Annotated in this window: 15 protein-coding genes; 7 read left to right on the top strand and 8 right to left on the bottom strand. The window is 60.1% G+C overall.

Annotated elements, in window-relative coordinates; genetic code table 11:
• Positions 1 to 3: 3 nt before the first annotated feature.
• On the top strand, positions 4 to 678 hold the full coding sequence (locus tag IGB42_RS05075; protein WP_159667861.1) for a phosphoglycolate phosphatase: 675 nt from the start codon (positions 4 to 6) through the stop codon (positions 676 to 678).
• Between the two features lie 45 nt (positions 679 to 723).
• On the opposite strand, the gene IGB42_RS05080 is transcribed toward IGB42_RS05075, so the two are convergent.
• A complete protein-coding gene (locus IGB42_RS05080; RefSeq protein WP_159667864.1) occupies positions 724 to 1,524 on the bottom strand; it encodes a ferritin-like domain-containing protein in 801 nt (266 codons plus the stop codon).
• Between the two features lie 131 nt (positions 1,525 to 1,655).
• Here IGB42_RS05080 and IGB42_RS05085 point away from each other — a divergent pair, with 131 nt between their 5' ends.
• Positions 1,656 to 1,979: a DNA-binding transcriptional regulator gene (locus IGB42_RS05085; RefSeq protein ID WP_159667867.1), complete on the top strand. Its 324-nt coding sequence runs from the start codon at positions 1,656 to 1,658 to the stop codon at positions 1,977 to 1,979.
• 59 nt (positions 1,980 to 2,038) lie between these two features.
• Here the strand turns inward: IGB42_RS05085 and IGB42_RS05090 are convergent, their stop codons facing one another.
• On the bottom strand, positions 2,039 to 2,908 hold the full coding sequence (locus tag IGB42_RS05090) for a radical SAM protein (RefSeq protein ID WP_159667870.1): 870 nt from the start codon (positions 2,906 to 2,908) through the stop codon (positions 2,039 to 2,041).
• The gene (locus IGB42_RS05095; RefSeq protein WP_159667873.1) at positions 2,901 to 3,353 is read right to left on the bottom strand and encodes a universal stress protein; all 453 of its coding nucleotides are present in this window, start codon (positions 3,351 to 3,353) and stop codon (positions 2,901 to 2,903) included. Before IGB42_RS05095 ends, IGB42_RS05090 begins: the two co-directional genes overlap by 8 nt.
• A 116-nt stretch (positions 3,354 to 3,469) precedes the next feature.
• On the opposite strand from IGB42_RS05095, the gene IGB42_RS05100 reads away from it, so the two are divergent.
• The 4 genes from IGB42_RS05100 to IGB42_RS05115 all read left to right on the top strand — a co-directional run bounded on the left by IGB42_RS05100 (position 3,470) and on the right by IGB42_RS05115 (position 6,794).
• The gene (locus tag IGB42_RS05100; protein ID WP_159667876.1) at positions 3,470 to 3,910 is read left to right on the top strand and encodes a thioesterase family protein; all 441 of its coding nucleotides are present in this window, start codon (positions 3,470 to 3,472) and stop codon (positions 3,908 to 3,910) included.
• Positions 3,907 to 4,323, top strand: coding sequence for a hypothetical protein (locus tag IGB42_RS05105; RefSeq protein ID WP_159667879.1), 417 nt, complete (start codon positions 3,907 to 3,909; stop codon positions 4,321 to 4,323). Before IGB42_RS05100 ends, IGB42_RS05105 begins: the two co-directional genes overlap by 4 nt.
• 84 nt (positions 4,324 to 4,407) lie before the next feature.
• The gene (locus IGB42_RS05110; protein WP_159667882.1) at positions 4,408 to 6,216 is read left to right on the top strand and encodes a methyl-accepting chemotaxis protein; all 1,809 of its coding nucleotides are present in this window, start codon (positions 4,408 to 4,410) and stop codon (positions 6,214 to 6,216) included.
• Positions 6,217 to 6,299: 83 nt separating this feature from the next.
• Positions 6,300 to 6,794 (top strand): DNA-deoxyinosine glycosylase, encoded by a 495-nt coding sequence (locus tag IGB42_RS05115; protein ID WP_159667885.1) that lies wholly within the window; start codon positions 6,300 to 6,302, stop codon positions 6,792 to 6,794.
• Between the two features lie 47 nt (positions 6,795 to 6,841).
• On the opposite strand, the gene IGB42_RS05120 is transcribed toward IGB42_RS05115, so the two are convergent.
• Positions 6,842 to 7,012: a hypothetical protein gene (locus IGB42_RS05120; RefSeq protein WP_159667889.1), complete on the bottom strand. Its 171-nt coding sequence runs from the start codon at positions 7,010 to 7,012 to the stop codon at positions 6,842 to 6,844.
• A gap of 235 nt (positions 7,013 to 7,247) precedes the next feature.
• Between IGB42_RS05120 and IGB42_RS05125 the strand changes: the two genes are divergently transcribed.
• Positions 7,248 to 7,385: a hypothetical protein gene (locus tag IGB42_RS05125; protein ID WP_159667893.1), complete on the top strand. Its 138-nt coding sequence runs from the start codon at positions 7,248 to 7,250 to the stop codon at positions 7,383 to 7,385.
• A 166-nt stretch (positions 7,386 to 7,551) separates the two neighbouring features.
• On the opposite strand, the gene sucD is transcribed toward IGB42_RS05125, so the two are convergent.
• The 4 genes from sucD to odhB all read right to left on the bottom strand — a co-directional run bounded on the left by sucD (position 7,552) and on the right by odhB (position 12,383).
• The gene (gene sucD / locus IGB42_RS05130) at positions 7,552 to 8,436 is read right to left on the bottom strand and encodes a succinate--CoA ligase subunit alpha (RefSeq protein WP_159667896.1); all 885 of its coding nucleotides are present in this window, start codon (positions 8,434 to 8,436) and stop codon (positions 7,552 to 7,554) included.
• Between the two features lie 25 nt (positions 8,437 to 8,461).
• Positions 8,462 to 9,631, bottom strand: coding sequence for an ADP-forming succinate--CoA ligase subunit beta (gene sucC / locus IGB42_RS05135; RefSeq protein ID WP_159667899.1), 1,170 nt, complete (start codon positions 9,629 to 9,631; stop codon positions 8,462 to 8,464).
• A 66-nt stretch (positions 9,632 to 9,697) separates the two neighbouring features.
• Positions 9,698 to 11,131, bottom strand: coding sequence for a dihydrolipoyl dehydrogenase (gene lpdA, locus IGB42_RS05140; protein WP_159667902.1), 1,434 nt, complete (start codon positions 11,129 to 11,131; stop codon positions 9,698 to 9,700).
• A 52-nt stretch (positions 11,132 to 11,183) separates the two neighbouring features.
• A complete protein-coding gene (gene odhB / locus IGB42_RS05145) occupies positions 11,184 to 12,383 on the bottom strand; it encodes a 2-oxoglutarate dehydrogenase complex dihydrolipoyllysine-residue succinyltransferase (RefSeq protein WP_159667905.1) in 1,200 nt (399 codons plus the stop codon).
• Positions 12,384 to 12,449: the final 66 nt, after the last annotated feature.

Consider the following 12,449-nt stretch of genomic DNA (forward strand, 5'->3'; position numbering starts at 1 on the left):
CCCATGCCCATCAGCGCCATTGCCTTCGACCTCGACGGTACCCTCATCGATTCCGTGCATGATCTGGCCGCCGCCGCCAATCTGGCCCGCGCCGATCTGGGCCTGGCACCGCTGGCAGTAGCCACGGTTGCCAGCTATGTGGGCGATGGCGCATCCAGCCTGGTGGCGCGCACGCTGGCAGACGACCACCACGCCGAATACACAGGCAGCCCGGTGCAAAAAGAGGCCATGGCGCGTTTCGATGCGCATTACACCGCCGGGCTGAAGGTAGTCACCGATTTCTATCCCAGCGTGCAGGCCACGCTGGCAACGCTGCATCAGCGTTACCCGCTGGCCATTGTCACCAACAAACCGGAGCGCTATACGCTGCCGCTGCTGGCCTTGCTGGGCATCCATGAGCACTTTGACTGCATCGTGGCTGGCGATACGCTGGCGCAGAAGAAACCGGCGGCAGAACCGCTGCTGCATGTGACAGCGGCCTTCAATATCGAACCGGCAGCACTGCTGATGGTGGGCGATTCGAAAAACGACCTGCTGGCCGCACGCGCAGCCGGCTGCCCCATCGTAATGGTGGATTACGGCTACGGCGATGACGTGGCGGCACTGGGCGCGGATGCACTGGTATCGGCGTTCGACATGCTGCCCGAATTGATTACCCATCTGGATGCCCGGTCCTGACAGACGGCATGCTGCAGACGCGTAGCATGGGATGTCGGCAGGCAATCAGAGCTTGAGTGACTCGATCAACGCCAGTTCGTCGTTGCTGAAGCCCGCTTCCAGTCGCGCCGGGTAATTGAGTGCACCGCGGAATGCCGGCGCCTCGTATTCACGCAGCAGCCGCACGAACGTAGCCACCGGCTCCAGCCCGCGTTGCGCGCAGCACCAGTGGTACCAGCGGTTGCCGGTCTGCACATGGCCGATTTCATCACGCAGGATGATGTCGAGGATTTCGCAGGCGCGCTTGTCGCCGGCACCGGCCAATTTGCCGCGTATCGGTGGCGTGGCATCCAGGCCACGCGCTTCGAGGATGCGTGGCACCAGTGCCATGCGCACCAGCACATCGTCCGCCGTCTTGACTGCCATATCCCACAGGCCGTCATGCGCGGGGAAATCCCCGTAATCGTAGCCCAGCGTGCGCAGATGCTCGCGCAACAGCGTGAAATGCAATGCCTCCTCCCTGGCAACCTGCAGCCAGTCATTCACGTAGGCATCGGGCATGTCGCGGAAGCGGTGCACGGCGTCCAGCGCCAGGTTGATCGCATTGAATTCGATATGGGCAATGGCATGCAACAAGGCCGCACGCCCCTCGCGGGTGCTGACCTTGCGCTGCACCAGTTCCGCCGGTGCCACCAATATCGGCCTGGCAGGCCGCCCCGGAGCAGCCACCGGCATCATCGGCACTGCGGCAGAGCGCGATGCGCTGCCGCCGGAAAGCTGTGTGGTCATGGCCGCTTTGCGCTGCGGATCAGCCTCCTGCAGGGCCGCTAGCACAAGCGCATCGAAAGAGAGATCTTCAGTTCCCATAGGACATTGTAATTAGTACACGCGATGACAGCCGAATAGTTACGGGTTTCTTTTTTCTGTGGATTTTAAGATGTAGCCATCATTCGCCGTTAGCACGATTCCATCCCCGGCGACGTTCAAGGAGAAATACCATGACTGCCAAATCCGTCAACCCACGCGAAATCCGCCACGAACTGGGCATGAACCAGCAGGAATTCTGGGGCAAGATCGGCGTGACGCAAAGCGGTGGCTCGCGCTATGAAAGCGGCCGTGCCATGCCCAAGCCCGTGAAGGAACTGCTGCGCGTAGTGCACGTGGAGCGCATCGATCTGGCTGAAATCGGCAAGGACGATGTAGCGGTACTGCAATACCTGAAGCAGAACCGCCCGGAGCTCTACCAGCTGTTGCTGGAAGCCAGTGAGCCGGGCCAGGCTGCGCCGGCTCAGGCCAGGCATGTAGCCCATTCGGCATCCTGAGCCAGACAACGTTCTGACCTCAGCACCAACCACGCAGCCAGCCTGGCTGGCCGTGTGCGTTACACGCTGAGCTTGACGGCATAGCCGAGCGCCTCGATGCGCACGGCCAGTGCCCGCATCCATTCTGCCGGTGCCGCCTGCAAACGCGGGGCTTCCGGCTGCATGGAAGGCCGCGCCAGGCCATACAGCAGTACCCCTTGCAATGCAATGCCCGCGTCCGGCAATGCCTGCAGATAGCTGCAGTAGGCATCCAGTTCGGCGGAGGACGGCAAAATGCCATCCTGGCTGAACATGCAGGTTTGCATCCATGTCGGGCAGGCTGCGCTGGCAGCGGCAAGATGCCTCGTAACGGCATCGTGCCTGAGCTGCACCTGGTTGACCATACTGAAACCATCCTGCGGCGCACGATCAACCTTGAACCAGATTTCCCCTCCGAGCGCGCGCATGCGTGCTGCTGCTTGCTGCACCGCGGATTTGTAAAACTGGCTGCCATTGCTGATCAGCACCAGCTTGATCTTGCCCAGCAAGCCGAACCTTGCCAGCACCTGCCCCACCCGTTCCACCACCGCCGGAAATTCCGCACTCATCGTCGGTTCGCCATTGCCGGAGAAAGCCACGTCATTGAGCCGGCGCGCACCATCAGGCACGCGCTGCTGCATGAAATCGCCATGCACGATGTCATCCAGCATGTGCACCAGCTCGGCCTCAAGCTGGGCAATATCGATGTTTGGCGGGCCGCCACGCTGCAGATCCGGCACCTGGCAATACAGACAACGCCAATTACAGGCATTGTTGGGGTTGAGATTGATCCCCACCGATACGCCGCCCGCGCGGCGCGAAATCACCGGGTAGACGTAGGTAAACCCGGCGTTATCGCGATCATGGTTGTCCACCCGCAACGGAATGACGGTTTTGACGCCATCAGGCATTGGCTTTGGCCCGTACCAGCAACACCGGCACGGTAGTCTGGTGCATCACGCCTTCGGCAACGCTGCCCAGTAGCAAATGCGTCAGCCCGCCATAACCATGCGTGCCCATCACGATCAGGTCTGCCTGCCAGCCATCGGCGTCCTCGACGATGGTTTTGGCCAGGTTGCCGCCCCACGCTTCCAGCAGCGCGGTTTCTGCCTCGATACCCGCCTCCTGCATGCGTTCTGCCTGCGTGGCCAACGTGCGCTGGCCGGCACGCCGCAGCGCTTCCTGCAGTTGCGGTACATCCAGGAATTCGTTTGCACTCCAGGCAAATTGCGCCAGATCGATCACATGCACCAGGCGGACCCTGGCGTGCTGGTCATTGGCAAAACGGGTGGCCTCTTTCAGCGCGGCAACGCAGGTTTCACTGTCGTCCACCGGCACCAGGATTTTCTGATACATCGCGTTCTCCTTGGGTTTGCGCCCTGTTATCAGTCTAGCAGATGCCCCCGCATGCGGGTTGCGGTGGCATCGCCACAGACATTACACTTGGCTTACCTTTCCGATTGCAGCAAAAAATGGCCCGCATCAAACTCAACGTGCCCGAAATAGTGGATTATTCCACTGTCATCGAGGTGCGGATTACCGATCTCAACTATGGCGGCCATCTTGCCAATCAGGCATTGTTGGCATTGCTGCACGAGGCACGCGTACGTTTTCTTACTGCGCTGGGCTTCAGCGAGATCGGTAGCACCACGCAGCCGGGCATCATCCTGGCCGATGCGGTGATGGTGTACCGCAGTGAAGCGTTTGCCGGAGAACAGTTGACGATTACGCTGGCAGCCGATGAAATGGGGCGTAGCAGCTTCGATCTGTACTACCGCGTGAGCGCGGGCGAGCGGCCGGTGGCCGACGCCAAGACCAGTATTGTTTTTTTTGATTACACAAAGCGCAAAAGCGCCGCGATACCACCCGCCTTTATCGAGGCCTTGCAGGGATTAAGGGAACAACAGTCATGAAGAAATACGCCAACAACAGCCCCGAGGCACAGGCACGCATCCTGGTCATGCAGATGATCTGTGACGGCAATTTCGATCCGGCCGAGATCGATGAGCTGGAGCACCTGCATGTGTACGAAGCACTGGGTATCAGTCGCAAGGATTTTATCGTGGTGCTGCAGGATTACTGCAACGACCTCTCCAACGAGGCCGATGACGAAGGCCAGATCAAACTGATCGACCGCGACCGTATCGACATGCTGCTTGATACCGTGGACGATCCGAAAAAACGCCTGCTAATTGCCGCACTGGCGCTGGATATTTCCAAGGCCGATAACGAATTCAGCGATGCTGAACTCGCCGTATTCCGTCATATGCTGGGCCGCTGGCATCTGAGCCTGGAACAACTGCAGGCTGCATTTGCCGCGATCTGATCGCCTGTCCTACAGTTCAGCAAGGCTTGGCCGATAGCATGGCCAAGCCCATAAAAACAGCATCAGCTGTTCCAAGGAATCGGCATGTCAGGGTTCGATAGCTTCCATACCAGCCTGGAGCGCAACTTGCTGCCCACACTGGGCCGCAAATTCGCTTTCCTCTACTTGTTTGCCCTCTTCCCACTGGCCGTATTGCTGGCGAGTTATCTGGCTGGTAGCGAGCTGGCTGATTCAGCCCGCGCACTCAAGCTTGATGCCACTGCAACGGCACGCCTGACCAGCACGCTTGATGGCGTTCAGCTGTGGGGATGGGTGGGGCTGGTATTGACGCTGATCCTGGTCACCGTGCAACTGGTTTACTTCAATTACTGGATTACCCGGCCGATCCGGCGCATCACAGGTGTATTTGACGATGTTGCCAGCGGTGAAGGCGATCTTTCCACTGATGTACCCATCATCACCAGTGACGAAATTGCCGACCTGGGCAAGACCTGTAACGCTTTCCTCGCCAAGCAGCGCGATATCATCGCAAACGTGCAGACCATGACGGTGGGCATAGCGCTGGAGGCCGCGAAATCCATGAAAAACATCAAGGATTCGGCCACCTCGACGCAGCAACAGGATCAGCTGGCGCAAAAAGTGGTGGAAGCCAGCAACGAAACCACCAGTGGCATCAATGAAGTCACACACCGTACGCAAGCCATTTCGGAAACCACTGGCGGCAACCTGGTGCTGGCGCGTGAATCGTATGCCGAGCTGCAGGATGTCACCGCACGCATCAATGCCATTACCGGCAAGATCAACAATTTCAATGTGACCGTGAACGGGCTGAACCAGCGCTCAGCCAATATCAAGGCCATTGTCGACCTGATCAAGGAAATTTCCGGGCAAACCAATTTACTGGCACTCAATGCTGCCATCGAAGCTGCGCGCGCCGGTGAGGCCGGCCGCGGCTTTGCGGTGGTGGCCGATGAAGTGCGCAAGCTGGCAGACAAGGTGGGCCTTGCCACCGACGACATCTCGCACAATATCGACAGCATGCTCAGCCAGGTGGCCGAAACCCTGTCGGAAACCGAACTGATCAACCGTGATGCCAAGCTCACGCACGAGGTGGTGGAAAAGGCCTCTGGCCAGTTTGCCAAGATGATGGGCGATTTCGAATCCACCAGCGACGCACTGCAGGGTATTGCGGGCACGCTGGAAGAATTTTCCGTCGCCAACAACCTCGTCAACGCCAATGTCTCGGAAATCCACCAGCTTTCGCTGGCCGTGAACGAGCGCATGACCCGCTCGGCGCAATCGTCGCAGGATCTCTCGCGCGCAGCGGAAAAAGTACAGGAACTGATCGGGCGCTTCGTGGTGGGCAAGGGTGAACTGGATGCCGCCATCCAGCGCTGCGGACGCGTACGCGACGAGGTGGCCGCCAAGATCGAGGATTTCCGCAAGCGCGGCGTGAACGTGTTCGACCAGAATTACCAGGCCATTGCTGGCAGCAATCCGCCCAAATTCAAGACCAGCTACGACCAATTGTTCGAGAAGGAAATCCAGCCGCTCTACGACCGGCTGGCCAAGGAAACACCGGGTGGCAAGTTCTCGCTGGCCATCGACGTGAACGGCTACGGCCCCACGCACAACAGCTGGTATTCCAAGCCGCAGACCGGCGACAAGGCCGTCGATCTCGTCAACAGCCGCGACAAGCGCATTTTCAATGACCCGGCCGGCCTGCGTGCCGGGCGCAATACGCAGCGCTTCCTGCTGCAGACCTATGTACGCGATACCGGCGAGATCATGACCGAGCTGGATGTGCCCATCACCATCGACGGTCGCCACTGGGGTGGCCTGCGCTTGGGCTTCGATGCCAGTGTGCTCACCCAGGAGACGCTGGGCCGCTGAATGTGAACGGAAAGCGCGCCACCGGCTCACGGTGGCGCTTTTCATTGTGAAGCTTCCGCCACGCGTGTACGGATTGAATGCCGATGCAATTACCGCTCAACTGTTTTCCACCGGTGGTCAACGCTGACGTTCGCCTGCTGGTGCTTGGCAGCCTGCCCGGGGTGGTCTCGCTGGCCCAGCAGGCGTACTACGCACATCCACGCAATGCGTTCTGGCCCATCATGGCGGCGCTGACAGGGCAGTCACTAGTGACCATGCCCTACCCGGAGCGGCTGCAGGCGCTGCTGGCCGCTGGCGTAGGGCTGTGGGATGTCGTCGGCCAAGCCGAGCGGCGCGGCAGCCTGGATGCCGATCTGCGCGCCATTGCACCCAATGCACTGCCAGAACTGCTGGCAGAACTACCGCAGCTGCAAGCAGTCGCCTTCAACGGCCAGACCGCCTACAAGCTGGGGCACCGGCAACTGCCAGCCGCTCTGCAGCACTACGCGCTACCTTCCACCAGCCCCGCGCTGACCACCCGGTTCGAGCAGAAACTGCAGCTATGGTCGGCTATTGCCGGCCACCTCATCCGGGGCTGACGCAGACCGAGCTGCGGCATGGCTGCAGAAACAGATCGAACTTGACCTCAGCCATCTTCTTGCGGCCGTGCACTCCGCCAGTACCAGTAGCGAGCTCTGCTGCGATCCAGCCAACCATCGGCCAGTAACACCTGCTTACAGTTCTGCTGCCAAACAATCTCGCAAGCCGCCACATCTGACAGAGATGAAAAAAATCCGACCGGTGTGACGCCTTTCATCGGCATTCCTGACAAACCGGAAAGTAACATTTTGTTGCAAAAACAACACGCAAAACTTGATGCGAGGCTAAGAACAGTCAGAAGAAAATCCAATGAAAATAGGGCCTTCAGCATAGATCTACACAGACCGGCATGTGTAACCAAACATTATTGTGAGCTTATATTGCAAGAAAGCATACGAGCATCCAGGCGCAAAGCGCTGGTCAACATCGCTGCACTGGTAACGGCTCTGGGCATGACATTCGCCGTTTCCGCCCCGGCATTTGCCGACGACTACGGCAACCCGTGGTGCGAAATCAAGCATCGCGTTTGTGAGAACAACCCGTTCTACCCGAGCTGCATCCAGGCTTACCAGAACTGCCCGAACGGCTGATGTGGCGCTGCCACAGCCGGCGTAAAGCCGCTGTGCATGCCAAAAGCCCCACCTTTCGGTGGGGCTTTTGGCATTCGGGATTGCCCATAGGCGCCGGACATGAAAAAACGCCACCCGAAGGTGGCGTTTTTCTTGCCGTGGCCGTTGCAGCAGGGCCAGCGCAAGCTTAGATCATGCCCTTGCTTTTCAGCAGTTCGAACATGGTCTTGCCCAGCTCGGCCGGGCTGCGGGTGTAGGCAATGCCTGCACGCTCGAACGCGGCGAACTTCTCTTCTGCCGTACCCTTGCCGCCGGAAATGATGGCGCCAGCGTGGCCCATGCGCTTGCCCTTGGGGGCAGTCACACCAGCAATGTAGCCAACAACCGGCTTGGTCACGTAAGACTTGGCAAATTCGGCAGCTTCTTCTTCAGCCGAACCACCGATCTCGCCGATCATGATGATCGCGTCGGTATCCGGATCGTCCTGGAACAGCTTCAGCGCATCGATGTGCGACGTGCCCGGGATCGGGTCGCCGCCGATACCGATACATGTGGACTGGCCCAGGCCCAGCGCGGTGGTTTGCGCCACGGCTTCGTAGGTCAGCGTGCCGGAACGCGACACGATGCCGATACGGCCCGGCTGGTGAATGTGCCACGGCATGATGCCGATCTTGCACTCACCCGGGGTGATGATGCCCGGGCAGTTCGGCCCGATCAGGCGGATGCCGGCTTCGTCGACAGCCTTCTTCACGTACAGCATGTCGAGGGTCGGCACGCCTTCGGTGATGCATACGATCAGTTGCACGCCGCTGTCGATGGCTTCCAGGATGGAATCCTTGGCAAACGGTGCCGGCACGTAGATGACCGAGGCATCAGCCTTCGTTTCACGCACGGCATCTTTCATGGTGTTGAACACCGGCAGGCCCAGATGCTCGGCACCGCCCTTGCCCGGGGTCACGCCACCAACGACCTTGGTGCCGACCTTCAACGCTTGTTCAGCGTGGAAGGTACCGTTCTTGCCGGTGAAGCCTTGCACCAGCACTTTCGTATCTTTATTGACGAGTACGCTCATTTCAAAATCCTTTTACGCGTGCGGTTTAGAGGGCTGCAACAGCAGCAACGATCTTCTCGGCTGCGTCGTTCAGGCCCTGGGCCGAAGTCAGCTTGAGGCCGGATTCGTCGAGGATCCTGGCGCCAAGTTCAGCGTTGTTGCCTTCCAGACGAACCACAACCGGCACGGTCACGTTCACTTCCTTCACCGCGGCAATGATGGCTTCGGCGATCATGTCGCAACGCACGATGCCACCGAAGATGTTGATCAGCACGCCCTTGACGGTATCGTCAGCCAGGATGAGCTTGAACGCTTCGATCACGCGTTCCTTGGTGGCGCCACCGCCCACGTCAAGGAAGTTGGCCGGCTGGCCACCCTTGAGCTTGATGATGTCCATGGTGGCCATGGCCAGGCCGGCACCGTTCACCATGCAGCCGATGCTGCCTTCCAGCGCCACGTAATTCAGTTCGAACTCGGATGCCTTCACTTCACGCTCGTTTTCCTGCGACTTGTCGCGCTGGGCCAGCAGGTCCGGGTGGCGATACAGCGCGTTGGAATCGAGATTGATCTTGCCGTCCACGCAGGCCAGTTCGCCGTTTTCGCGCAATGCCAGCGGGTTCACTTCGAACAGCGCGAAGTCGTTGTCGATGAACGCCTTGGCAGCACCGAGGAACAGCTTGGTGAAGGCAGCAACCTGCGGGCCTTGCAGGCCAAGCGCGAACGCGGCATCACGGCCTTGGAACGGCTGTGCGCCAACCAGCGGATCGATTTCGATCTTGATGATCTTTTCCGGGGTTTCTTCGGCAACCTTCTCGATTTCGACACCACCTTCGGTGGAAACCATGAACACCACGCGCTGGCTGGAACGATCCACCACGGCGCCCAGGTACAGCTCGCGCTGTACCGGGTACATGTCTTCACACACCAGCACCGAGTGCACCGGCTGGCCGGCTGCGTCGGTCTGGTAGGTCACCAGGTTGGTACCGATCAGTGTCTTGGCCACTTCAGCGGCTTCTTCACGGCTTTTGACCACTTTCACGCCACCCGCCTTGCCACGGCCGCCGGCATGCACCTGGGCCTTGACCACGGCGAACTTGCCGCCGAGGGTGTCGTAAGCAGCAGCAGCTTCTTCAGCGCTGTTTGCCAGAATGCCACGCTGTACTGGCAGGCCATATTTAGCCAGCAGTTCCTTGGCTTGATACTCGTGCAGATTCATTTCTGAGATCCTTTGTGAGGAGAGGTGTCGGGGGCCGCGGGCCGCAGCATGGCGGCCCGCTGTAAATCAGCTGTGCAGGCCGCGCTTGTCGCAACCGAGCGCTGCTTCGTGCAGTGCTTCGGACAGCGACGGGTGCGCATGCACGATACGGGCGATGTCTTCGGACGATGCGTTGAATTCCATGGCCACCACGGCTTCGGAAATCAGCTCGGATGCAAACGGGCCAACGATATGTACGCCCAGGATGCGGTCCGTTTTTGCATCGGCCAGCATCTTGACGAAGCCCTTGGCCTCGCCCAGCGCCAGTGCACGGCCGTTGGCCGAGAACAGGAACTGGCCCTTCTTGTATTCAACGCCTTCGGCCTTGAGCTGTTGCTCGCTCTTGCCCACCCAGGCGATTTCCGGGCTGGTGTAGATCACCCACGGCACGGTATTGAAATCGATATGCGGGTGCTGGCCGGCAATGCGCTCGGCCACGGCCACGCCCTCTTCCGATGCCTTGTGTGCCAGCATCGGGCCACGCACCACGTCGCCAATCGCCCATACGTTCGGCAGTGCGGTACGGCATTCGTCGTCCACTTCCACCTGGCCACGGTCGGTCAGCTTGAGGCCAACGGCTTCCGCACCCAGATTGTCGGTATTCGGCACACGGCCAATCGCGACGATCAGCTTGTCGAAGACATTTTTCTGTTCTGCGCCGCTGGCATCGGTCCACGCAACGGTCACGTCCTTCTTGCCGACCTTGATGTCGCCGATCTTCACGCCGGTATGGATGGCGAGGCCGGTTTCCTTGGTCAGGAACTTGTATGCTTCCTTGCCCACCTGCTCATCGGCCGCACCAAGGAAGGATGGCATTGCTTCCAGCACGGTCACGTCTGCACCCAGGCGCTTCCAGACCGAGCCCATTTCCAGACCGATCACGCCGGCGCCAACCACGCCCAGCTTCTTGGGTACGGCAGCAATGGCCAACGCGCCTTCGTTATCCAGCACCAGCTGGTTGTCGATCGTCACGCCGGGCAACTGGCGTACCTTGGAGCCGGTGGCAATGATCACGTGCGTGGCTTCGATCACGTCGACCTTGTCGCCATCCTTCACTTCGATCTGGTACTTGTCACCAGCGCGTGCCTTGAAGCTGCCGTAGCCGAGGAAGGACGTGACCTTGTTCTTCTTGAACAGGTAAGCAATGCCGCCGGTGTTCTTGTTGATGATTTCCTGCTTGCGCGCCAGCATCTTGGTCACGTCGAGCTTTACGCTGCCTACGTCGATGCCGTGATCAGCGAAGCCGTGCAGTGCGTTGTGATAGTTCTCGGACGATTGCAGCAGCGCCTTGGACGGAATGCAGCCGACGTTGAGGCAGGTGCCGCCCAGGCTGGCCTTGCCGTCTGCGCTGCGGGTTGCATCGATGCAGGCGGTGCTGAAACCCAGCTGCGCTGCACGGATCGCCGCGACATAACCGCCAGGGCCGCCGCCGATGACGACGACGTCAAATTGTTGGGACATGGTGTAATTCCTGGTTGATGCACAGGGGGCGGGTTGCCCCGCCCCGTCGCTATTACAGATCCAGCAGCAGGCGGGCCGGGTCTTCGATCGCTTCCTTGATCGCAACCAGGCTCAGCACAGCTTCGCGGCCATCGATGATGCGGTGGTCATACGACTGAGCCAGATACATCACCGGGCGCACCACCACTTCACCGTTTTCAACCACGGCTCGCTCCTTGGTGGCATGCATGCCCAGGATGGCCGCTTGCGGCGGGTTGATGATCGGCGTGGAGAAGAACGAACCGAACGTACCACCGTTGGAGATGGTGTAGGTGCCGCCAGTCAGCTCTTCAACGGTCAGCTTGCCTTCCTGCGCGCGCTTGCCGAAGTCGGCGATGGTCTTTTCGATCTCGGCCAGGCTCAGCTGGTCTGCATTGCGGATGATGGGCACCACCAGGCCGCGCGGCGAGCCAACGGCTACGCCGATGTCGAAATAGCCGTGGTAAACGATATCGTTGCCATCCACCGATGCATTGACGATCGGGTACTTCTTCAGCGCGGCCACCACGGCTTTCACGAAGAAGCCCATGAAGCCCAGCTTCACGCCGTGTTCTTTCTCGAACTTGTCCTTGTACTTGTTGCGCAGGTCCATCACCGGCTTCATGTTCACTTCATTGAAGGTGGTGAGGATGGCATTGGTCTGCTGCGATTGCAGCAGGCGTTCTGCCACGCGCTGGCGCAGGCGGGACATCGGCACGCGCTGCTCGGCGCGCTCGCCCGCAGCCACGGCGACCGGTGCTGCAGCCGCGGCAGCCGCCGGCTTGGCAGCACCTGCGGCGGCATTCTGTACGTCTTCCTTGAGCACGCGGCCACCGCGGCCCGAGCCTTCCACCTTGGCCAGGTCCACACCGCTATCAGCGGCCAGTTTCTTGGCAGCCGGCATGGCGGTGGCCGATGCGGCCGATGCGGCCGGGGCAGCAGCCGGCGCCGGTGCGGCTGCAGCAGGTGCTGCAGCCGGGGTAGCGGCAGCGGCTGCGGCGGTATCGATGGTGGCAATGATGTCGAGGCTGCCGACGGTGGCGCCTTCCTGCTGGGAAATGGACACCAGCACGCCGGCTTGCGGCGCAACGATTTCCAGCACCACCTTGTCGGTTTCGATATCGATCAGGTTTTCATCGCGGGCGACTGCTTCGCCAAGCTTTTTCTTCCACTGCAGCAGCGTGGCTTCGGCAACCGATTCCGGCAACTGCGGGACTTTGACTTCTACGATCATGGTGTTTCTCCAAATGGCTCTGTTCGTGCGGGCGATCCCGAAACGACAAGACGCGACGCCCGGTGT

Source organism: Andreprevotia sp. IGB-42 (genome assembly GCF_009848685.1).
Taxonomy (GTDB): domain Bacteria; phylum Pseudomonadota; class Gammaproteobacteria; order Burkholderiales; family Chitinibacteraceae; genus Andreprevotia.